18 protein-coding genes are annotated in these 20,943 nt (G+C 59.5%); 3 read left to right on the forward strand and 15 right to left on the reverse strand.

The annotated features are described in order from the left end of the window. Nucleotides 1–2: 2 nt before the first annotated feature. Nucleotides 3–671 carry a CDP-diacylglycerol--glycerol-3-phosphate 3-phosphatidyltransferase gene (pgsA, locus tag AC2FNR_RS16950; protein ID WP_480866744.1) on the reverse strand — a complete coding sequence of 223 codons (669 nt, stop codon included), beginning with the start codon at nt 669–671 and terminating at the stop codon, nt 3–5. Nucleotides 672–842: 171 nt separating this feature from the next. Between pgsA and AC2FNR_RS16955 the strand changes: the two genes are divergently transcribed. Beyond that, nucleotides 843–1,727, forward strand: a complete 885-nt coding sequence (locus AC2FNR_RS16955; RefSeq protein WP_496850234.1) for a DMT family transporter — start codon at nt 843–845, stop codon at nt 1,725–1,727. Here the strand turns inward: AC2FNR_RS16955 and uvrC are convergent. The 6 genes from uvrC to AC2FNR_RS16985 all read right to left on the reverse strand — a co-directional run bounded on the left by uvrC (nt 1,724) and on the right by AC2FNR_RS16985 (nt 8,416). Further along, a complete protein-coding gene (uvrC, locus tag AC2FNR_RS16960; RefSeq protein ID WP_496850337.1) occupies nt 1,724–3,598 on the reverse strand; it encodes an excinuclease ABC subunit UvrC in 1,875 nt (624 codons plus the stop codon). The two genes, AC2FNR_RS16955 and uvrC, sit on opposite strands and share 4 nt — an antisense overlap. Before the next feature lie 290 nt (nt 3,599–3,888). Beyond that, on the reverse strand, nt 3,889–4,668 hold the full coding sequence (locus AC2FNR_RS16965) for an SDR family oxidoreductase (RefSeq protein ID WP_496850235.1): 780 nt from the start codon (nt 4,666–4,668) through the stop codon (nt 3,889–3,891). A gap of 18 nt (nt 4,669–4,686) precedes the next feature. Beyond that, nucleotides 4,687–5,649: a calcium/sodium antiporter gene (locus AC2FNR_RS16970; RefSeq protein ID WP_170751955.1), complete on the reverse strand. Its 963-nt coding sequence runs from the start codon at nt 5,647–5,649 to the stop codon at nt 4,687–4,689. 168 nt (nt 5,650–5,817) lie between these two features. Beyond that, nucleotides 5,818–6,615, reverse strand: coding sequence for a S49 family peptidase (locus tag AC2FNR_RS16975; RefSeq protein WP_170751957.1), 798 nt, complete (start codon nt 6,613–6,615; stop codon nt 5,818–5,820). A gap of 113 nt (nt 6,616–6,728) precedes the next feature. Next, entirely contained in the window at nt 6,729–7,490 is a 762-nt protein-coding gene (locus AC2FNR_RS16980) for an ABC transporter permease (protein ID WP_480866737.1), read from the reverse strand. Continuing rightward, nucleotides 7,487–8,416 (reverse strand): ABC transporter ATP-binding protein, encoded by a 930-nt coding sequence (locus AC2FNR_RS16985; RefSeq protein ID WP_170353628.1) that lies wholly within the window; start codon nt 8,414–8,416, stop codon nt 7,487–7,489. The genes AC2FNR_RS16980 and AC2FNR_RS16985 overlap by 4 nt, the downstream gene beginning before the upstream one ends. 158 nt (nt 8,417–8,574) lie before the next feature. Here AC2FNR_RS16985 and AC2FNR_RS16990 point away from each other — a divergent pair, with 158 nt between their 5' ends. Continuing rightward, a complete protein-coding gene (locus tag AC2FNR_RS16990; protein ID WP_496850237.1) occupies nt 8,575–9,663 on the forward strand; it encodes a CaiB/BaiF CoA transferase family protein in 1,089 nt (362 codons plus the stop codon). A gap of 82 nt (nt 9,664–9,745) precedes the next feature. Here the strand turns inward: AC2FNR_RS16990 and hemE are convergent, their stop codons facing one another. Continuing rightward, nucleotides 9,746–10,780 carry a uroporphyrinogen decarboxylase gene (gene hemE, locus AC2FNR_RS16995; protein WP_496850239.1) on the reverse strand — a complete coding sequence of 345 codons (1,035 nt, stop codon included), beginning with the start codon at nt 10,778–10,780 and terminating at the stop codon, nt 9,746–9,748. A 106-nt stretch (nt 10,781–10,886) separates the two neighbouring features. Here hemE and hemC point away from each other — a divergent pair, with 106 nt between their 5' ends. After that, nucleotides 10,887–11,846: a hydroxymethylbilane synthase gene (gene hemC, locus AC2FNR_RS17000; RefSeq protein WP_496850241.1), complete on the forward strand. Its 960-nt coding sequence runs from the start codon at nt 10,887–10,889 to the stop codon at nt 11,844–11,846. A gap of 229 nt (nt 11,847–12,075) precedes the next feature. Here hemC and AC2FNR_RS17005 read toward each other — a convergent pair whose 3' ends face one another. The 7 genes from AC2FNR_RS17005 to AC2FNR_RS17035 form a co-directional block, all read right to left on the reverse strand. After that, nucleotides 12,076–13,353, reverse strand: a complete 1,278-nt coding sequence (locus AC2FNR_RS17005) for an aspartate aminotransferase family protein (protein ID WP_496850242.1) — start codon at nt 13,351–13,353, stop codon at nt 12,076–12,078. 1 nt (nt 13,354) lies between these two features. Further along, nucleotides 13,355–14,458: a mandelate racemase/muconate lactonizing enzyme family protein gene (locus AC2FNR_RS17010; RefSeq protein ID WP_496850244.1), complete on the reverse strand. Its 1,104-nt coding sequence runs from the start codon at nt 14,456–14,458 to the stop codon at nt 13,355–13,357. Between the two features lie 109 nt (nt 14,459–14,567). Then, on the reverse strand, nt 14,568–15,683 hold the full coding sequence (locus AC2FNR_RS17015) for a mandelate racemase/muconate lactonizing enzyme family protein (protein ID WP_496850246.1): 1,116 nt from the start codon (nt 15,681–15,683) through the stop codon (nt 14,568–14,570). Then, entirely contained in the window at nt 15,680–16,786 is a 1,107-nt protein-coding gene (locus AC2FNR_RS17020; RefSeq protein ID WP_496850248.1) for a mandelate racemase/muconate lactonizing enzyme family protein, read from the reverse strand. Before AC2FNR_RS17020 ends, AC2FNR_RS17015 begins: the two co-directional genes overlap by 4 nt. After that, nucleotides 16,783–17,358 carry a dimethylsulfonioproprionate lyase family protein gene (locus tag AC2FNR_RS17025; RefSeq protein ID WP_496850250.1) on the reverse strand — a complete coding sequence of 192 codons (576 nt, stop codon included), beginning with the start codon at nt 17,356–17,358 and terminating at the stop codon, nt 16,783–16,785. Before AC2FNR_RS17025 ends, AC2FNR_RS17020 begins: the two co-directional genes overlap by 4 nt. After that, nucleotides 17,355–18,437: an alcohol dehydrogenase family protein gene (locus AC2FNR_RS17030; RefSeq protein ID WP_496850252.1), complete on the reverse strand. Its 1,083-nt coding sequence runs from the start codon at nt 18,435–18,437 to the stop codon at nt 17,355–17,357. The genes AC2FNR_RS17025 and AC2FNR_RS17030 overlap by 4 nt, the downstream gene beginning before the upstream one ends. Beyond that, complete coding sequence (locus AC2FNR_RS17035; protein ID WP_496850253.1) at nt 18,434–20,890, reverse strand: FAD-dependent oxidoreductase; 2,457 nt, start codon at nt 20,888–20,890, stop codon at nt 18,434–18,436. Before AC2FNR_RS17035 ends, AC2FNR_RS17030 begins: the two co-directional genes overlap by 4 nt. Nucleotides 20,891–20,943 lie beyond the last annotated feature (53 nt).

The following is a 20,943-nucleotide window of genomic DNA, read 5'->3' on the forward strand; positions in this document are numbered from 1 at the left end:
GCTTAGCTCTCCTTCAGATGGGGCATGGCTTTACGTAGGTAGTCATAGCCGGTGATCAACGTCAGCGTCGCCGCGATCCACAGCAGCCACAGACCGACCCGGCCCGACCAGAACATACCTTCCAGATGCCAGCGGACGTGGTTTACGTCCTCAAGCTGTCCAATGAGAACCTGATCAATGGTCGCAGGGTCCATGCCAAACGTGGCCATGACAAAGTAGTGTTCAAAAATTCCCTGTGAAAACAAAACCGCAATGGCAAACATCTGTGCTGTGGTCTTCCATTTGGCCAGCTTGGTCACTTTCAAAGTTCCCGCCACATCGCCCAGATATTCCCGCAACCCCGAAACAAACACCTCGCGGAACAGAATCACGGTGGCGGGCAGCACCAGCCAAGGCGTCCAATGCTCGGTCGAATAGCCCACAAGGATCATCAACGCGATCACCACCATCGCCTTGTCAGCAATAGGGTCCAGCATCGCTCCGATCTTGGTTTCCTGTTTCCAAGCACGGGCCAGATACCCGTCGAACCAGTCGGTGATCGCCGCTGACATGAACAGGATCAGGGCAAACCAGTCGGCATAGGGCCGGGTGAAATACAAAAACATCACGGCCAGACCGGGGGCGGCCAGAAGGCGCAGCACGGTCAGGATATTGGGCAAGTTCCACTTCATGAAGAAAACTCTACATCGCCGGTTCAGGACATAAAAGATGGGCCATTGAAAATCTGACCCGTTCACAGGCAGTTGTGGCCTTCGGGGTCAAAGGGTCGCAACCCCGATCACACGGCTTGGCGCGCGCGGGCTTTGCGGTCAGATTGGCGGCTGGCCCAGACAGAGCGATACATGACCCGTCACATTCAAACCGACCCCCGATCGAACCTGATCGGCAGCGCATGGATGATCGCCGCAATGGCACTGTTCGCGCTTGAGGATGCGCTGATCAAAGCGGCCTCGGCGGCGATTCCGATCTGGCAGGTGCTGATTCTGTTCGGCGCAGGCGGCGCGGTGATCTATGCCGTGGTGGCCCTGCTGCGCGGCACACGGCTGTTTCAAGCCGATGTACTGTCGCGCCCGATGAAGGTGCGTGCGGTATTCGAAATCCTAGGGCGGTTGTTCTATGTGCTGGCCATCGCGCTTACTCCGCTGTCATCGGCCACGGTGATCCTGCAGGCTACGCCCTTGGTCGTCGTCGCCGGGGCCGCACTGGTTTTTGGCGAAACCGTCGGCTGGCGCCGGTGGAGCGCCATTCTGATCGGCCTTGTCGGCGTCGTGATCATCATCCAACCGACCGGGGACAGCTTCTCGGCCCTGTCCATCCTTGCGGTGCTGGGGATGCTGGGCTTTGCCGGGCGCGATCTGGCCAGCCGCGCCGCGCCCGCGTCACTGGGGACCGAGGTGCTGGGGTTCTACGGGTTCCTTTGCATCATAATCGCCGGTCTGGCCTATCGGTTCTGGGAGGGCACACCGATGCAGCCCCTAAGCCCGCAAGTCAGCCTGCATATGACCGGCGCAGTCATCATGGGCGTCATGGCCTATGCCGCGCTGATGAAGGCGATGCGCACGGGTGAGGTCTCATCCGTCACGCCTTTCCGCTATTCCCGGCTGCTGTTCGGGATCGGGTTGGGCGTGGTCATGTTTGGTGAGCGGCTGGACCAGACCATGTGGATCGGGTCGGCGCTGATCGTGGCCTCGGGGCTGTATATCCTGTGGCGCGGGCGGCGAGCCTAGCCCTTGTCGTGGAAGAAATCATAGACCTTCTGCGCCAACCCGGCTGAGATCCCGTCCACCGCCTTCAGGTCCGCAAGATTGGCTCGGCTGACCGCCTTGGCGCTGCCGAAATGGGTCAGCAGGGCGCGTTTGCGCGCCGCCCCCACGCCGGGGATTTCGTCCAGAGGTGTCGCCCCCACCGCTTTGGCCCGTTTGGCGCGATGGGTGCCGATGGCGAAGCGGTGCGCCTCATCCCGCAGGCGTTGAATGAAATACAGCACCGGATCGTTACGCTTCAGCGCAAAGGCGCGTTGGCCGATGCGGTGGAATTCCTCTTTGCCGTGATCGCGATCTACGCCCTTGGCGACACCGACCATCGGGATGTCTTCGACGCCATGTTCGACCATGATCTCATGCACCGCACTCACCTGCCCTGCGCCGCCGTCGATCAAAAGCAGGTCGGGCCAATGGCCCTTGTCCCGGTCTGGGTCTTCTTTCAACAGACGAGTGAAACGGCGGGTCAGGACCTCTTTCATCATGCCAAAGTCGTCGCCCGGCGTCAGGTCATCGCCCCGGATGTTGAACTTGCGATAGGCGTTTTTCATGAACCCCTCGGGGCCCGCTACGATCATCCCACCCACCGCGTTGGTGCCTTGGATATGGCTGTTATCGTAAACCTCAATCCGCTCGGGTGGCGTGTCCAGATCAAACGCCTCGGCCACGCCACGCAAAAGCTTGGCTTGCGTGGCGCTTTCCGACATGCGACGGGCCAGCGACTCACGCGCGTTGCGCAGGGCTCCGGCGACCAGTTCTTGTTTCTCACCGCGCTGCGGCACAAGGATTTCCACCTTGCGCCCGGCTTTTTCCGACAGCGCATCCTGCATCAGATCAGCGTTCTCGATCCCATCTGACAGGATCAACTGACGCGGCGGTTCCTTGTTGTCGTAGAACTGACCGAGAAACGCCTCCATCACCTCGGCAGGTGACACATCCGCCCCGACCCGAGGGTAAAAGTCCTTGTTGCCCCAGTTCTGGTTGGCCCGGATAAAGAACACCTGCACACAGGCCTGCCCACTATCCATATAGAGTCCGATCACATCCGCTTCGGCCACGCCGCGCGGGTTGATGCCTTGGCTTGTCTGCACCTGCGTCAGCGCGCGAATACGGTCGCGTAGGCTGGCGGCGCGTTCGAACTCCATCGCCTCGGACGCGGCCATCATCTGTTCGGCCAGTTCTTCTTGCACCTTGGTCGACCGGCCCGACAGGAAACGTTCTGCATCCTTGACGCTTTCGCCGTAGTCGCTTTCCGAGATCAACCCAACACACGGCCCAGAACAGCGCTTAATCTGATACAGCAGACAGGGCCGCGTCCGGCTGTCGAACATGGAATCCGAGCAGTTGCGCAGCAGGAACGCTTTTTGCAGCTGGTTCAGCGTCCGGTTAACGGCACCCGCACTGGCGAAGGGGCCAAAATAGGCGCCCTTTTCTTTCTTCGCCCCGCGATGTTTCTTGATCTGCGGAAACCCATGATCCTTGGCGACCAGAATGTTCGGAAAACTCTTATCGTCGCGCAACAGCACGTTGTACTTGGGCTTGAGCTGCTTGATCAGGTTCTGCTCCAGCAGCAGCGCTTCGGTCTCTGTCCGCGTGGTCAGAAACATCATCGAAGCCGTCGCGGCGATCATCTTCTCGATCCGCCCCGAATGTCCAGGCCGCGTATAGTTCGACACCCGCGCCTTCAGGTTTCGCGCCTTGCCGACATAAAGAACCCGACTGTCCGCATCCAACATCCGGTAAACGCCCGGAGAGCTGTCCAGCGTTTTCACATATCGCTGTATACATTCGTATCCAACGCTTTGGGTTTCGGAGTTCGATTCGTTCTGGACGGTCATGTGTCTGAAATATGATTCCCTGACCATGGCTGCAATCTTGAGCGCCTCAGATCAAGAGAAAACAAATCCACGGTTTCTGTGGATAAGTATGAAGATAAGTTTCCGGGTATCGCGATTTTCCCTTAATTCATTAAGGATTCCTTGGTTTGCACAAAAATTAGGCAATAACCTAACCAACTGTTTTTCAACGTTATTTTTTCTAAAACGAGACAAGTGCATGAAAAACAATACATTTTTGTAACGTGTTGGTAACGGAAATGAGAGCGGTGCAAAACTTATCTGAGAATTACCTATTCAACGCCCAAAACATCCGGAGTTTGCCAGCCAAGATGCTGCCCCCCATCCACACATAAAAGCTGCCCTGTGACCGCCTGTGCATCCAGAAAATACCCCAGCGCGGCAGTGATGTCCGAAGGGTTCGCGCCGCGCTCCAATACCGTGCTCCGCCGTTGCGCATTAAAGTGATCGACGCTTTGGCGGTGCCCCTGCATCGTGGGACCGGGACCGATTGCGTTGACGCGGATCGCCGGGGTCAACGCTTGCGCAGCAGTGCGGGTCAGCGCCCACAGGCCCATCTTGGCGATTGTGTAGGACATGAACTCGGGGGTCAGCTTGCGTACCCGCATGTCGACCATATTGACGATAAGACCGGTTGCGACCGGTTCGCCTGCCGCATCGGTGTCGGGCTGCAACCCTTGTTCAGCCATCGCCTGAGTCAGCACAAAAGGCGCGCGCAGGTTACTTTCGAGATGCCGGTCCCAGCTTTGCCGCGTGGCCGTTTGGATATTGTCGTATTCAAAGATCGAGGCGTTGTTGACCAGACAGGTGATCGACCCACCCAGTGCCTCGGCTGCGCGGGGCAACAGGGCGTTCACCTGCGCCTCGTCCAGCAGGTCGGTTTGTAGGGCAACAGCATTGCGACCCATTGATCGTATCTCGGCCACGACATCCGACGCCGGTTGTTCGGACGAAGCATAGTGGACAGCTACATCATATCCACGCTGCGCCAGATACAGGGCCATGGCCCGGCCAAGGCGAATACCTGCTCCGGTTACAAGGGCTCGGGTCATCGGGGACTCTCCGTCACATTACGCCAGCAATGTGACGATGTAGACCGCATAGAGCAGGGTCAACAGCAAGCCCCACACTCGCGTGATATCTTTCTTGAAAAACACGAACGGGATCAGCAGCAATGATGCGCCCAGCATGACCCACAGATCGAATTGCAGGAACTCGGGATCAACCGGAATTCGTCCGACCAATGTCGCGATACCGACAATGGCCAACAGGTTGAACATGTTTGACCCGATCACGTTACCTAGCGCAACGTCTGCCTGACGCCGCAACGCCGCCATAACAGTCGTGGCCAATTCGGGCAGAGACGTACCGACCGCCACCAAAGTCAGACCGATAATCGTTTCACTGATCCCATAGGTGCGCGCGATCACGGTTGCGTTTTCGACCAGCAGATGCGCGCCCATCGGCAATCCGATCAGACCCAGCAGCAGATAGATCGCGACCTTCCAGTACGGCATATCCGGGTCGGCCTCTTCGAGACCATCCAGTTCTTCGTCATCGTTGCAAGCCTCACCACAGGCTTTCCGATGGGCATGGGCCTCGCGGAAGGCATTCCAAAGGACCAGAGCCAGTGCAGCCAGCAGGATACCTCCGCTGACCAGATTGAATTCGCCCAAGAAAGCCAACCCAATAAACAACACTGTGGCCATGATCATGAAGACATAGTTCTTGCGGCTGTCGCACTCGCTTGTGTGCAAAGTGGCAAGCAACGCTGGAAGGCCCAGTACCAGCAGGATGTTGGCCGTGTTCGACCCGACCACGTTCCCGAGCGCAATACCCGGCGCGTTTTCCTTGATCGCACTGATAGCGATCAACAATTCAGGCGCCGAAGTGCCAAAGGCCACAATCGTCAGACTGACAATCAACGCAGGTACGCCCAGACGCAGGCTCAGGTTTACCGCACCACGCACAAGCGCATCCCCTGCCAGCAACAGGATCAGCAATCCGAGGCCGGATAACAGCCATGCCGTCATGTACGGCCTCCTTTTTTGCAGGCGCAGGGGCCTTTACCGATCCTGAACCGCCCGCAGCGCGGACACCGTGCCGATTGCAACCTTTTCTGTCCGGGAAAACGCAGCTTACCAAACATGGCCAACACGCCCATGGCGATCAGGAAGAGGGTGACAATCTTGATAATCACGTCACAACCCAAAACGCGCATAGGCCGCGCGTTCCTCAAGCCCTGCAATCGCATCTTGTGCCAAAGAAGCACCGAACCGGGACCACAAAGGTTTCCGCAACCCATAGCGACGGAATTTTACCTTGTCGCCGAACCGCTCTTGCATCTTGGGTTTCAGATGAGCAATCCCGTCGATCAATCCCAATTCCTGCGCGCGACGCGCCAGCCAAATCTCGCCGGTGAACAGGTCCTGACTCTCATCCAGTTTTCCATCACGCCGGGTTTTGACATGGGCGATGAAATTTTCGTGAATATCACCCAAAAGGCGCTCTAGCCGGGCAACGTCCTCTTTCTTTTCGGGCGAGAACGGGTCGAGCATGGATTTCGACTCTCCGGCCGTATGCACGCGCCGCTCGATCCCCTGACGTTTCAAAAGTACATGCGCACCAAAGCCGGATGAGATCACTCCGATGGACCCCAGAACCGAACTGTCGTCGGCATAAATCTCATCAGCTGCAGCTGCCAGCCAATACCCGCCCGAGGCGGCGACGTCTTCGACAAATGCTATGACAGGAACGTTTAATTCCTCAGATAACCGCCGAATACGCGCACCGATCAAAGAACTTTGCACCGGTGAGCCACCGGGCGAGTTGACCTCGAGCGCGACGGCGGCGGGTTTGCCTTTGCGAAAGGCTTTCTCAAGAACCGGGGCCAGCGACGTGTCGGACATCGACCCTCGGCCGGCCATTCCGATGGCTCCGGACAGACGCACAATGGCCACGCATGGCTGCTTTTTGACAAAGGGCAGGCTGAGTTTCATGGGAGCCGATGTAGAGTGCGCCATTGTGCTAAACAAGGGACCGTTTGAACGTTAGATGCAGCCGGATCACATTTCCCGGAGTTGATGGGCAAAAATGCAACGCCAAACGCACCCTAGCTGCGAATGCGCCAGCCGGTTTTGAAAATCCACCAGATGATGCCAAGGCAAATGCCTGTAAAGACCACGATTGCCAGCAGGCTGAAGCCTATCGGCACATCAGCCAACCCATAAAACGACCATCTGAAACCTGAAATCAGATAGACTACCGGATTGAACAATGTGATCGTTTGCCAAACCGGCGGCAGCATCGAGATCGAATAGAATGTGCCCCCCAAAAAGATCAACGGCGTTACCACCAGTTGCGGCACCAGCGACATCTGCTCGAAGTTGCCTGCCCAGATGCCAATTATGAATCCAAGCAGTGAGAAACTGAGGCAAGTCAGCACCAGAAACGCCACCATTGCCAGCGGATGTTCGATCCGTAAATCCACAAAAAACGTCGCCGTGATCAGGATCACCACCCCTACAAAAAGCGCCTTGGTCGCCGCCGCCCCCACATAGCCGACCACGATCTCGATAAAGTTCACAGGGGCCGAGAGCAGCTCGTAGATCGTGCCAAGGAATTTGGGGAAATAAATCCCGAAAGACGCGTTCGATATCGACAACGTCACCACCGACAGCATGATCAAACCCGGCACGATGAACGCGCCATAGGATACGCCCTCAACTTCTTGGATACGACTGCCGATCGCAGTACCGAAGACGACGAAATACAAAGAGGTCGACAGAACCGGAGACAAAAAGCTCTGTGCCAGCGTCCGGAAGAACCGGGCCATTTCGAACCGGTAAATAGCAGCGATTGCGGACCAGTTCATGCGGGCTCTCCCGACACCAGATTGACAAATATTTCTTCCAGGCTCGACTGGCGGGTCTGCACGTCGCGCAGAATGAGCCCGGCTTGCGCCACATCGTTCAGCAACGTGGTGATGCCGGTGCGGTCGGCATGGGTATCGTAGGTATAGATCAGGGCATCGCCATTGCCATTCAGCGTCAGGTTATGCGCTGCAAGACTGTCGGGGATCGACGCGATGGGATCGGTCAACATGACTTCGATCTGCTTCTTGCCCATTTGCGCCATCAGAGTGTTCTTGTCCTGAACCAGCAGCAATTCGCCTTTGTCGATGACACCAACGCGGTCGGCAATTGCTTCGGCCTCTTCGATGTAATGAGTGGTCAGAATGATCGTGACGCCGGCCTGTTTCAGTTCGGCCACGATCTCCCACATATCCTTGCGCAATTCGACATCAACACCGGCGGTGGGTTCATCCAGAAACAGCACGCGCGGCTCATGCGCCAACGCTTTTGCGATCAGCACCCTGCGCTTCATCCCGCCCGACAGCTCTTTGATGGCGTTGCGGCGCTTGTCCCACAGGGAAAGCTTGCGCAGGATCTCTTCGATCCGCGCGTCATCTCGACCCAAGCCAAACAGCCCACGCGACAAACGTACCGTGTTCCAGACTTTTTCGAATGGCTCCAGCGCGATCTCCTGCGGGACAAGGCCGATCATCCGGCGCGCAGCGCGAAAGTCGGACTGGATGTCATGCCCTCCGACCGTAACTGTACCCGAGCTCGGCGTGGTAATTCCGCAGATGGTTGAAATCAGAGTTGTTTTGCCCGCGCCATTCGGACCCAGCAAGGCCAGAATCTCACCCTGCCGAATGTCCAAAGTCACGCCCTTAAGCGCTTCAAACCCGTCAGCATAGGATTTTCGCAAATCCCTGATCGAAAGAATGGTGGTCATGCTGTTTCCCTGTCCTGACGGCGACCCTACCCCGGTGGGCGAGCGCAGAACAGACCCATTCCGCACCGGCCGTTACGCGGATTTTGCCGAACCCTGCTCGGGCTTGCAATTCGCCGGCATTCCCGAAACCCTGCGGCGATACTTATAGGAGCGGCAAAATGCTGAACGGTTTTCGGATCATCGAATTCGAAGGGCTGGGCCCCGCGCCCTTCGCCGCCATGTTGCTGGCAGATATGGGCGCAGATGTGATCACCATCCACCGCAAGGGAGGGGCAGGAACACCCGGAATGCCCGAGCAATCGGTGCTGGATCGCGGCAAACGGTCGATTGCGTTGGATCTGAAAGACTCGGACGATCTGGACATCACCCAACGCCTGATCGCTTCTGGAGACGCACTTATCGAAGGATTCCGCCCAGGTGTCATGGAAAAGCTGGGCCTCGGCCCGGCTCCTTGCCACACCCTGAACCCCAAACTGGTCTATGGCCGCATGACTGGTTGGGGCCAGAACAGCCCGCTGGCCAACACCGCGGGGCATGACCTGAACTATATCGCGCTGTCCGGCGCGCTCTGGTACGCGTCGCAAGCAGGTCAGCCACCACAAACTCCCGCGACTCTGGTGGGCGACATCGGCGGTGGTGCCATGTATCTGGTGGCGGGCCTCCTGGCCGGCCTGCTACATGCTCAAAAGACAGGGGAAGGCACCGTCGTCGATGCCGCCATCTACGACGGCTCGGCCCATATGATGAACCTGCTGATGAGCCTGCGGCAAACCGAAAATCTTGATGAAATCAGAGGTCAAAGCCTTCTCGACGGCCCCCATTGGAGCCGCACCTACAGCTGCGCCGACGGCGGCTTCATCACGGTGCAATGCCTGGAACCCAAATTCTACGCCACATTCCTGCAGCTACTCGGCCTGTCAGAAGACCCGGACTTTGAACAGCAGTATGACATCACGCGCTGGCCCACGCTCACCAAACGCCTTATAGCGATTTTCGCCAAACAACCGCGCGACCACTGGGCACACCTGTTCCACGGCTCAGACGCCTGCGTCGCGCCGGTCCTCAGCCCCGAACAGGCACTTGACCACCCAATGAACCAAAGCCGCCAAACTTGGACAACTCAGAACGGCACCCTGCAAGCCCACGCCGCCCCACGATTCTCTACCCATGACTGGCAACCAAAACCCAGCCCAAATCGCGATGAACACCGGGCCGAGATTCTCGCCGACCTCGACACCAAAGACTGATCCGCCCTTCATCTGGCCAAAAATATCTCGGGGGATGAATTGGCCGCAGGCCAAGAAGGGGGCTGGCCCCCTTCCACCCAGCTTAACGCGCGCGCACCGTGTCAATCATCAGCTGCACATTCTCAGGATCCGCATCCGGCGTGATCCCATGCCCCAGATTGAAAATATGCGGCCCCTTGGAAAACGCCTCAACAATCTTCCGCGTCTCATCCACCAAAGCCTGACCACCCGTCACCATATGGGACGAGGCCAAATTGCCCTGCACACAACCATCCACCTGCACATGGGCCGCCGCCCAATCCGGCGCGACCGAATTGTCCAGCGCCACACAATCCACACTAGTCGCCCTGGCAAACCCAACATAGCCCTCTCCGGCCTCGCGCGGGAAACCGATGACCGGAATTCCGGGATGACGTTCTTTGATGGCCTGAGTGATCACACGGCACGGCTCGACCGCATATTTCTGGAATGCCTCGCCCTTCAGGGACCCGGCCCAGCTGTCAAAGATCTTGACCACCTCGGCTCCGGCCTTGATCTGGGCCGACAGATATTCGATCGTCGCCAGCGTAATCCGATCCAGCAGGGCCTCGAACAACGCCACATTGCCCTCGCGCAGCGCATGGGCCGGGCCCTGATCCGGCGTGCCGCGCCCGGCGATCATATAGGTGGCCACCGTCCAGGGCGCGCCCGCGAAACCGATCAGAGTCGTCTCGGACGGCAATTCCCGCGATAGGATTCGCACGGTTTCATAGACCGGCGATAAAGTCTCGTGAATCGCATCCACGGGCTTCAGCGCGTCAAACTCGGCCTGTTGGGTTATGGTCGACAGGCGCGGGCCTTCACCGGTGACAAACCACAAATCCGCACCCAGCGCCTGCGGCACCAACAAGATATCGGCAAACAGGATCGCCGCGTCGAACCCATAGCGACGGATCGGCTGCAATGTGACTTCGGCCGCCAGCTCGGGGTTATAGCACAACGACAGGAAATCCCCCGCCTGCGCCCGCGTCGCGCGATATTCGGGCAGATACCGCCCGGCCTGGCGCATCATCCAGATCGGCGGCACATCCTGCACTTCACCTGCCAATGCGCGCAGTATCTTCTTTGTCTCGGCCATCTTTGCCCCCAATCATCTGGTTTGCGCCACGGGTCGGCCCTCAGTGGCAATTTGTCAAGCTCTGCCCCCATTGTCAGGGCAATGTGACGCGATTAAAGCTGAGGCCATGACATTGACCCTGCCCTCCCCCGCCCAACCTTTAAAGATCGGCACCCGAGGATCGCCTCTGGCGCTGGCGCAAGCCTATGAAACCCGGCAGCGGCTGGCAGCGGCGTTCGATCTGCCCGAAGAGGCGTTCGAGATCGTGGTCATCAAGACCACCGGCGACAACCGCGCCATGATCGACGCAGACCGCCCTCTGAAAGAAATCGGCAACAAGGGCCTGTTCACCAAGGAGATCGAAGAGGCGATGCTGCGCGGCGATATAGACATCGCGGTGCATTCCACCAAAGATATGCCGGTGGAGCAGCCCGCAGGTCTGGTGCTGGACACCTTCCTGCCGCGTGAAGATGTGCGCGACGCGTTCATCTCGCCCAGCCTGAAATCAATTCACGACCTGCCGCGGGGTGCCACCGTCGGCACCTCATCCCTGCGCCGCCGGGCGCAGCTGTTGAATCGTCGGCCTGACCTGAACGTAGTGGAATTCCGAGGCAACGTGCAGACGCGGCTGAAGAAACTGGCGGACGGCGTGGCCGATTGTACCTTTCTGGCCATGGCCGGCATCCGCCGCCTGAACATGGAAGACGTCCCCGCCACCGCCATTGCACCCGAGGACATGCTGCCCGCCATCGCACAGGGCACCATTGGCATCGAACGCCGTAGCGACGATTCCCGTGCTGCGGGTATGCTGGAAGCGATTCACCACATTGAAACAGGGCAGCGTTTGGCCGCCGAACGCGCATTGCTGGCCGCGTTGGACGGCTCCTGCGAAACGCCAATCGCGGGTCTGGCTGAGATCAATAGGGGTCAGCTTCACCTGAAGGGCGAGGTATTGCGCCCGGATGGGTCTGAGGCGATCACCGAAGACGTTGTAGGATCGATTGAAGACGGCGTCGACATGGGCCGCACAGTTGCTAAAACCCTGCTTACACAGGCGGGCGTCGGATTCTTCGATTGGCGAAACTAAAAAAATTCACGCAATGTGAACTACTTCACTGCCGTCGCCTGATGAGTCAGGCATAACGCTTGCATACCGGTTGTGAAGTCGGCTCGGTCTCAAATAAGTCGAAAGTTTTGTAAGTCTGTACCGTTTTAAGTGGTGTTCGAGGGGGTGAGACCCGATCCTGAGATCCGATCAGTTAGGGCCGTTGTCATTGATTTGACAGCGGCCCGTCCCTTTTTTGCGCAGCGTGCGGTCATCTATTGGCAATCAACTCGACCGCCGTATTGACCGCTTCCCTTGTCATTTCAATATCCGTGTCAGTTACCGCAAGGGAAGGGTAGAGCTTTCCGGGCGATTTAAAGATGCCACTCGCCCGTAAGCTGTTGTTGTAATCCACGTTGCGTCGGGGGTCATCGTGCCGAGAGCTGCGATAATCGCGACACTGGGCATCGGTGAAATAGATATCAAACAGAGTTTCATCGCCACAAACCTGATGCGGGATACCGGCCGCTGTCAGCGCATCAACCTGCATCTGTTGCAACGCGGACCCTGTGGCCCTCAGACGCTCATAGGTACCTTCACGGCGTAGGATTTCCATCGTTTTCAACCCTGCGGCAGAGGCAACCGGATTGCCCGACAATGTGCCCAGTTGCATCAGCCAGCCGTCTTCGCCGACCTGCGCCTTGTCGAAATGCTTCATGATCTCGGTGCTTGCGCCCAGCGCGGCCAGAGGGAAGCCACCACCGGTAATCTTGCCCAGCGTGCAGATATCGGGCGTCACGCCGTATTTCTCTTGCGCGCCGCCATAAGCGAGGCGGAAACCGGTCACGATCTCGTCAAAGATCAGCAGGACATTGTGTTTGTCGCACAGGTCGCGCAGCCCTTGCAGATATCCGGGCATTGGCGGAATGATCCGTTGCAGCGGCTCGACCATGATCGCGGCGATATCGTCATGTTCGCTCAGCAACGCCGCGACAGCGTCCAGATCGTTGAACGGTGCGATCAGCATCTGCTCGGCCACGCCCGCCGGGATGCCGGCGCTGTCGGGCACCGCCTGTGGGAAGTTCACATGGCGGCTGGGGGCGAGGCTCATCTGCGCCTCGGCGCTCATGCCGTGATAGCCGCCCTCGAACTTCAGGATCTTGTCGCGCCCGGTATAGGCGCGGGCCAAGCGGATGGCGTACATGTCGGCCTCGCCACCCGAGGCGACAAAGCGCACCTGTTCGCAACACGGCACAGCGTCGACGATCGCTTCGGCCAGCTCGATGCCCTTGGCGTTGTTGGCGAAAAAAGTCATGCCCTTGGGCAGTTGTTCCAGCACCGCCTCCATCACCTCGGGGTGGCCGTGGCCCAACAACATCGGTCCGGAGCCGATCAGATAGTCTATATATTCGGTCCCGTCCTCATCCCAGACGCGACTGCCTTCGCCACGGGCAATGATGATGCCGGGGTCGAAATTGCCAAATCCCCCGGCGGGCAATGCGGCGTTGGCGCGGGCGATCCATTCGGATTGAGTGTTGATCTTGAGCATCTCAGGCAATCTCCAATATCGGGGAACCAAGGGTTTCCAGGTCAGGCGTCACGCCCAGACCGGGGCCTTCGGGCGGGGCGATGCGACCGTCTTTGCGGCTGGGGGCATCCGGGCAGAGGCGCGGGCCAACGTATGAGGACAGATCGCAGGTGTTCATCAACGAGCCATGCGGAGTCGAAGCCGCGAAATGCAACGCGGCGGCGGTGACGATATCGGATCCCCATGTGCATTCGGCGCAGATCTCGGCCCCCAGATGCACTGTCAGATCACGGGCGCGGCGCATGGCTGACAGACCGCCGAACTTGGACAATTTCAACGCCACCGCATCCATGCAGCCCAATTCATGTGCACGCAGCAGCGAGGCGAGATCATGTGCGTTTTCGTCAATCTTCATCGGCAAGCCGGTGGCTTGCCGGACAGCGGCGCAATCCTCCAGCGTTTTGCAGGGCTGTTCCAGCATCACATCCAAATGCGCCACGGCGCGGCCCGTGCGTGTGGCCTGCAGGCGCGATGCGCCGCAGTTCCAGTCTCCGTAGACGATTGGCCCCGGCCCCACAGCTTCGCGCACTTTGGTCAGGCGTTCGGCATCGGCCTGCCAGTCGGCTTCAACCCCCAGCTTGACCTGAAACTGGCGAATACCGGTCTGATAGGCGGTCTGCGCGATGCCGGCCATCTCATCGGGGTCTATGCAGGTGATCGAGTGATAGAGCGGCATGTCCTTGCGCGTGCGCCCGCCCAGCAACGCATAGACCGGCTGGCCTGTGGCCTGGCCGAACAGGTCCCATAGGGCAAGATCGACGGCGGATTTTGCGTAGCGGTGGCCCTGTAGAAACCCGTCGAGCTTGCGCATCGGGGCATCGGCCCCGAAGGGCGACATTCCGAGGATTTCCGGGGCCATTTCGGTGATCGCCGCTGGGATGCCATCGGCATAGGCGGGCAGATAGTGGGGAATCGGGCAGATCTCGCCCCATCCTTTAAGGCCAGTATCGGTTTCAAGGCAAAGCACATGGGTTTTGACGGTGGCGCAGGTTTTGCCCTCGGCCATGTGGTAGGTTTCGTGGCTGGTGAGGTCGACGGACCAGAGGGTGATGGCGGTGATTTTCATTCAGGCCGTCCTTGGGGTGTTGATGTTGTGCAGTCAGAGGGGCCAGCCCCTCTCTTGGCCTTCGGCCAATTCACACCCCGAGATATTTCTAGCCAGATGAAGGGGCGGATCATCGCGGGGACTCGTAGGTTGCGATTGGGGGACCGAGGGTATCTTCGTCGGGGTGGGCGCCAAGGCCCGGGGTTTCCGGCAGGTGGAGGTGTCCGTTATTGTTACGGGGACCGCGACCGTTGGCGATGTCGACGGTGATCATATCCTGGCAGGCCCAGACGGCATGGCAGTTCTGATCGGGGATGGTGGCGGCCAGATGCAGGGCTTCGGTATCGGCAAGAACGGTGCCTCCGGTGGCCATGACGAACATGTCGATCCCGTGGGCCAGCGCGATATCGCGCATTCGGGCTGCCTTAGTAAGGCCGCCGACACGGTTTAGCTTGATGCCAAAGACCTCGGCCAGACCATGGCGCGCGATGCGGGTGGCGTCTTGCAGGGTGACGAGGCTTTCGTCCACTGAGACGGGTGAGGCGTGGCGACCCGAGATGGCGGCGATGTCGTCGAGGGATTCGCAGGGTTGTTCGAAGATCACCTGCAAAGGCTCGCAGGCTTTCATCACGCGCAGCGCCTGTTGGCGAGTCCAGCCCCGGTTCACGTCATAAAGAACAATCTCGCCGGGGCGGCGGAAGCTTTCAACATCTTGAACGCGGGCTATGTCGCGTTCGACGTCTCCGCCGATTTTGACCGAATGGGCGATGTAACCACGGTCGCGGTAGCGGGTCATCACCTCGCGCGTTTCTTCAGCGGTTTTGGCACCGACGGACGAGGCAATCGGGCGTGGGGTGCGGGAACCGCCGCCCATCAGATCAGCAATTGGCAGGCCCGCTGCTTGCCCGGCGATGTCCCAACAGGCCATGTCGATCGGACTTTTGGCATAGAGGTGGCCGGGCAGCGCCGTATCCATGGCGCGTTCCACATCAAGCACGCGGCGCGGATCCAGGCCCAGAATAAACATGGCCATGGTCTCGATTCCCGAACGGATACCCGGACCGTGGGCCGGCACATAGGTATGGCCCCAGGGCGTGCCCTCGCCCCAGCCGATCAAGCCAGTATCGGTTTCGATCTTAACCAGCGTTGCGTCCAGCGTTTCGAATTTCAGACGCCCGCCAGACAGCCAATAGGGATGTTCGAGCGGCAGGTCGATTTGGTAGACGGTGATGGTTTTGATCTTCATAGCGCGTACTCTGCCACGGGCGCACCGAGGCTTTTGAAATCCGGGGTGACACCCAAACCTGGCGCATCTGGCGTGTAGAGCTTGCCGTTTCGCGACACAGCCCCGCCGCATCCGGTCGAGCGGGTGTTGTAGTTCATCAGGTCTGTGGTGTTTTGCAGGTATTCCTCGGGCGTAGAGGCGGCAAAATGGGCGACGGTGGCAGTGGAGATTTCGCCGCCCCATGTATCCTCGGCCACCACGGGAATACGGTTTTCAATCAGATAGTCACGCACCCGTCGCGCCTTGCTAAGCCCGCCAAGATTGGAAAGCTTCAGGCAGCAGATCTCGGCCCCCCGATCCGCGACGATACGCTGCGCCATGTGCATTCCGGTCAGGCATTCGTCCAGCTTCATCGGCTGTTCGGCCACGCGGCGAACCTGCTGGCATTCCTCGTACGTTCTGCAGGGTTGTTCGAGGATAAAGTCCAGGTCGCGCGTCGCCCGAGCCACCCGGATCGCGTTATCCACGCGCCAGCCCTGATTGGCGTCGGCCATGGCGGTCTCACCCGGTTGCAGCAAAGGGACCGTGGCCCTGATGCGGTCGACGTCCGTGGCCCAATCTGCGCCCACCTTGATCTGGAACTGGCGGTAACCCTGATCGCGATAGGTGTTCATCTCGGCCACGGTCTCATCCACTGCCTTTTGCGGCGCCACCCGATACATCGGGGCACCATCCGTAAGCTTGCCGCCCAGCAACATCCAGATGGGCTGCGCGCAGGCTTGCCCCAGAATATCCCAACAGGCTGCATCAAACGGTGCTTTGGCATAGCCGTGCCCCTGCACCAGATGGTCCATCAGCTGTTCGATCCGCCCAACCTGCCGGGGGTCCTCACCCAGCAGAAATGGGGCCACCAGACGCGCCAGCGCTGGCACGCCTTGGGAATGCGCGACCATGTAGTTTTCGCCGCAGGGTGTGAACTCACCACAGCCCTGCAACCCAGCATCGGCGTCGATCACCACAACCGAGGCGATGGCCGACTCAATCGCATTGCCCGCACCCCAAACGTAGGCCCCGCCGACATAGGGCAGCCCGGTCTGATAGATGCGGATGCGGGTGATTTTCATGCGGCGTCCATTCGGGGCAAGGCATCCAACCCTTCGCCGCGCCACAGCACGTAGGTCAGGATGGGGCTGTCGGTGGTTGTCATGGCGTGGCTTTGCCAACTGGTGTGCAGACGAGTTTGGTTGGGTGTTAGTTCGGCGTCATTGCCAGCGACGTGAAACCTCGCACGGCCGGCGGCGATGAGGTACAGTTCTTCGGCCTGATGGCTGTGCCAATCATAGGCTAATCCCTCACCCCAAAAAGCCACGTAGCCCCGCAGCTTTGTCGAGTGGAAATGGCCCGTGGGACCAAACAGTTCATAATAGCCAAAACGGTTCAGGAAGTCGGCACCGACTTCGTCTTCGGTGTAAGTCAGCTTCCAATCGGCGAGATGCGCGGTTGCGCAGATCGCCTTCGTAAGGGATTGGGTCGGTCCCGCATCGGACTGGATCGCCTGCACGAGAGGAACCGCCGGGATCGCGTTTGGCGACACGTCAACGGCGCACAGATCATCTGGCCAATCGCCGAACGCAGCCAGATCAGGATGCGTTTGGTGCAGCTGTCGCGCGGCGTTCAGCACATCATCCAAAGTCATGGGATCACCACGATATTGCCCGTGTGCTGCTTGGCGATGAAAGCTGCTTGCGCCTCGCGCAGCTCCTCCAGAGGATAAGTCGCGGCAAGAGCCGGTTTGATCTCACCCGCCTCGATATATTTCACGAGATTCTGCATTACCTGCGGGTCGATGACGGTCGAGCCGGTGAAGGTCAGGTCGCGCAAATAGAAGGTGCGCAAGTCGAACTCAACCATCGGGCCCGCGATGGCTCCGGAGCAGGTGTACCGTCCGCCTCGCTCGAGGATGTCGATCAGGGTCGGCCAGTACGGGCCGCCAACCACATCGGCAACAACTGTGATCTTTTCGCCGCCCAGCGCGGCACGCAGGTTTTCTGGTGCGCGCGGCAGGATCATGTCAGGACCAAGCTCGGCGACGTCGGCATGTTTCGCATCGGACGCCATTGCGATAACGCGCGCGCCACGCCGTTTGGCCAGTTGCACCAAGGCGCCGCCGACACCGCCCGAGGCTCCGGGCACCAGAACCGTGTCTTTCTCGGTGACATTGGCGCGGGTCAGCATCCCTTCGGCGGTTGAGAAGGAGCAAGAAAACGTCGCCAGTTCCGCATCCGACAAATCAGAGGTAATCGGCACTGCATTCACGGCCAGAGTGGTGGCATATTCGGCAAACCCTCCGTCCCGTTCCGAGCCGTAATAGCCGGTTTTGTCCATGTTTGCCGGGTCATCCGGATCACGCAGCCAGCCGTCGGTGATTACGCGCTGACCGATACGGGCGGGGTCGACACCTGCACCCACGGCCACGATATAGCCACAGATATCCGCCCCCTGGATGCGCGGGAAGGTGATCGGGTTGCCGCCCCAGGTGGGGTCTTCCTCACCCACCTCATCAAACGCGCCGCCGGTTGTCGCGTCAGTGACTGTCTTGGAATACCAACCCGACCGCGTGTTGACGTCCGTGTTGTTCAGACCGCAGGCGGCGACCTTGATCAACACTTCCTGAGCCGCAGGTTCGGGGCGAGGCCAGTCTGGGTGCAGGACCATCTGCTCCAGCCCGCCATGACCCATCGTGACCATGGCTTTCATTGTATCAGGCAGGGTCATTGCGCGGCCTCCAGTACAGCGTCGGTTCGTGGCAGCAGGCTTTGCGGGTCATAGGCCGGTTCGCCCAGCACCCGCGCTGCACGGGATTGACCGTGGATCACGACCTGCAGGGCCGTGCCGGGCGTGGCGGCCTCGGGCTTGATGTAGGCAAAGGCGAGGATCTTGCCGACGGTATGCCCGTAGACCACCGAGGCGGTCGAGCCGACCACGCGACCATTCAGCATCACTGCCTCGCCACCATGGCCGTCAATCTCGCCATCCTGTTCGATTTCCAGATAAGCGCAAATCCACGGAAGGTCGGTGTTCAGGGTTTTGTCCTTGCCCAGATACTCCTTGTCGGCGCGCGCAAAGCGCAGCACATCCGCCTCGGCCAATGTCACTTCATTGGTTAACTCGCCCGCACCTTTGAAGCCTTTCTCCATCCGCATCACGTTCATGGCAAAGCTGCCGTAGTCGGTGATGCCATGCGGCTCACCTGCCGTCCAAAGTGCGTTGTAAACGTCGAGGCAGGCGGCGTTGGGCATATGCAATTCCCAACCCAACTCACCGGCATAGGACATGCGGAACGCCCAGACCTTGTGGCCTGCGATTGTGATTTCCTGCGCGGACAACCAGCGGAACCCCGCATTGGTCAAATCGGCATCGGTGCAGCGCGCCATTACGTCCCGCGATAGGGGGCCGTTCAGCGACAAGGCTGACCAATCGGACGAGAGGGCAGTAATCTGAACATCCTCATCCGCCCGCTGTTGCGTCAGGTGATCCAGCAAGCGCTGTTCGAAGAACGCGGCGCAAACCAGATAGAAGCGGTTTTCGGCCATGCGGACGATGGTTGTCTCCAACTCGATCCGGCCCCGGCGGTTCAGCATATGGGTCAGTGTGATCGAACCCACTTTTTGCGGCATCCGGTTGGCCGTCAGCCGATCCAGCAGGGCGTAGGCATCCGGCCCCGAAACCTCGACCTTGGTAAAGGCCGTAACGTCCATGATACCGACGCGTTCGCGGACCGCTTTGACCTCGGCCGCGACCATGTCATCGGCAGGGGTACGGCGGAAGGAATAGTGGTCGCGCTGTTCCACCCCATCGCGGGCGAACCAGCGGGGGCGCTCGAACCCATAGACTTCCTCATGCACCGCGCCCTTGGATTTCAGCAGCTCATAGAGCGGCGATGGCTTGATCGGACGCCCTTCGAGACGGTTGAAATGCGGAAAGGGGATTTCGTGGCGCAGGCAGTAATCTTCCTCGGCCTTGATCACCTGCCAGTCCTTCGTGGCATAGCTGCCGAACCGGCGCGGGTCGAATTCGCGCATCGAGATATCGGCCGCCCCATGCACCATCCAGCGTGCCAGTTCGCGGGTCAGACCCGGCCCCCAGCCAATGCCGATCTGCGTACCGCAGCAGCACCAGTAGTTCTGCACACCCGGCGCAGGCCCGATCAACGGGTTGCCGTCCGGCGGGTGCGAGATCGCGCCGTGCACGTCACGCTGAATGCCCAGTTCGGCAAAGATCGGCATACGGTTCAGGCTTTCCTCAAGCCACGGCATCACACGGTCGTAATCCGCGTCGAACAGCCAGTTTTCGTATTCCCACGGGCAGTGATCATGCCAGACCGAGTTCGGGTTCTCCTTCTCGTAAATCCCGATCAGCCCGCGCTGTTGCTCCATCCGGATATAACCCGAGACCTTGCGGTCGTCGCGGATCACCGGCAATTCCGTGTCCAGATTCTGGAACTCGGGCACCGGCTCGGTCACGAAATAATGGTGGGTCATCGAGGTCATCGGCAGTTGTAGACCGGACCATTCGCCCATCTGGCGGGCATAGGTGCCGCCTGCGTTCACCACATGCTCGCAGATGATGGTACCCATCTCAGTTTCAACCACCCACTCGCCATTCTCGGCCTGCGTGATGTTCGTCGCGCGGCAGTTGCGGAAGATTTGCACGCCCTTTTGGCGCGCGCCCGTCGCCATCGCCATGGTCACATTTGTCGGGTCCACATGCCCGTCATCCGGCGTGTGCAGCGCACCCAACACACCGTCGAGATTGTAGAACGGATGCAGTTCGGCCACCTTCTCAGGGCCCACGAGTTCGATGTTGAACCCCAGCGAGCGGCCCACCGACAAGGTGTGGCGCAGCCAGTCCATCTCATCCTCGGTATAAGCCAAGCGGAACGAGCCGCAGCCGTGCCATGTGACCGGCTGGCCGGTTTCAGCCTCCAACGCGCCGGAATAGAGACCGATATTGTAGTCCACGCATTTGCCCAGACCAAAGCTTGAGGTCGAATGCGTGATCTGGCCCGCCGCGTGCCACGTGCTGCCGCTGGTCAGCTCGGCCTTTTCCAGCAGGACGGTATCCTCGCCCCAACCTTCATGCGCCAGATGATAGGCCAGACCGACCCCCATGACGCCGCCTCCGACAATGACCACGCGAGCGTGGGTGGGCAATTTCTTCTCGGACATGACATTTCCTCTTCCCGAGTCGCTTTTCTGCTCGACAGGCTAATTCCACATTT

The sequence above is a fragment of the Ruegeria sp. SATB045 genome (assembly GCF_059613525.1).

What these genes read in the sequence shown, in the direction of transcription:
- AC2FNR_RS17010 (WP_496850244.1), bottom strand. Translation starts at nt 14,458, where the DNA reads ATGAAAATCACCGCCATCACCCTCTGGTCCGTCGACCTCACCAGCCAC.
- AC2FNR_RS16955 (WP_496850234.1), top strand. Translation starts at nt 843, where the DNA reads ATGACCCGTCACATTCAAACCGACCCCCGATCGAACCTGATCGGCAGC.
- AC2FNR_RS16980 (WP_480866737.1), bottom strand. Translation starts at nt 7,490, where the DNA reads ATGAACTGGTCCGCAATCGCTGCTATTTACCGGTTCGAAATGGCCCGG.
- AC2FNR_RS17005 (WP_496850242.1), bottom strand. Translation starts at nt 13,353, where the DNA reads ATGCTCAAGATCAACACTCAATCCGAATGGATCGCCCGCGCCAACGCC.
- AC2FNR_RS16970 (WP_170751955.1), bottom strand. Translation starts at nt 5,649, where the DNA reads ATGACGGCATGGCTGTTATCCGGCCTCGGATTGCTGATCCTGTTGCTG.
- uvrC (WP_496850337.1), bottom strand. Translation starts at nt 3,598, where the DNA reads ATGACCGTCCAGAACGAATCGAACTCCGAAACCCAAAGCGTTGGATAC.
- AC2FNR_RS16975 (WP_170751957.1), bottom strand. Translation starts at nt 6,615, where the DNA reads ATGAAACTCAGCCTGCCCTTTGTCAAAAAGCAGCCATGCGTGGCCATT.
- AC2FNR_RS17015 (WP_496850246.1), bottom strand. Translation starts at nt 15,683, where the DNA reads ATGAAGATCAAAACCATCACCGTCTACCAAATCGACCTGCCGCTCGAA.
- AC2FNR_RS17025 (WP_496850250.1), bottom strand. Translation starts at nt 17,358, where the DNA reads ATGACTTTGGATGATGTGCTGAACGCCGCGCGACAGCTGCACCAAACG.
- AC2FNR_RS16990 (WP_496850237.1), top strand. Translation starts at nt 8,575, where the DNA reads ATGCTGAACGGTTTTCGGATCATCGAATTCGAAGGGCTGGGCCCCGCG.
- AC2FNR_RS16965 (WP_496850235.1), bottom strand. Translation starts at nt 4,668, where the DNA reads ATGACCCGAGCCCTTGTAACCGGAGCAGGTATTCGCCTTGGCCGGGCC.
- hemE (WP_496850239.1), bottom strand. Translation starts at nt 10,780, where the DNA reads ATGGCCGAGACAAAGAAGATACTGCGCGCATTGGCAGGTGAAGTGCAG.
- AC2FNR_RS17020 (WP_496850248.1), bottom strand. Translation starts at nt 16,786, where the DNA reads ATGAAAATCACCCGCATCCGCATCTATCAGACCGGGCTGCCCTATGTC.
- AC2FNR_RS17035 (WP_496850253.1), bottom strand. Translation starts at nt 20,890, where the DNA reads ATGTCCGAGAAGAAATTGCCCACCCACGCTCGCGTGGTCATTGTCGGA.
- pgsA (WP_480866744.1), bottom strand. Translation starts at nt 671, where the DNA reads ATGAAGTGGAACTTGCCCAATATCCTGACCGTGCTGCGCCTTCTGGCC.
- hemC (WP_496850241.1), top strand. Translation starts at nt 10,887, where the DNA reads ATGACATTGACCCTGCCCTCCCCCGCCCAACCTTTAAAGATCGGCACC.
- AC2FNR_RS17030 (WP_496850252.1), bottom strand. Translation starts at nt 18,437, where the DNA reads ATGACCCTGCCTGATACAATGAAAGCCATGGTCACGATGGGTCATGGC.
- AC2FNR_RS16985 (WP_170353628.1), bottom strand. Translation starts at nt 8,416, where the DNA reads ATGACCACCATTCTTTCGATCAGGGATTTGCGAAAATCCTATGCTGAC.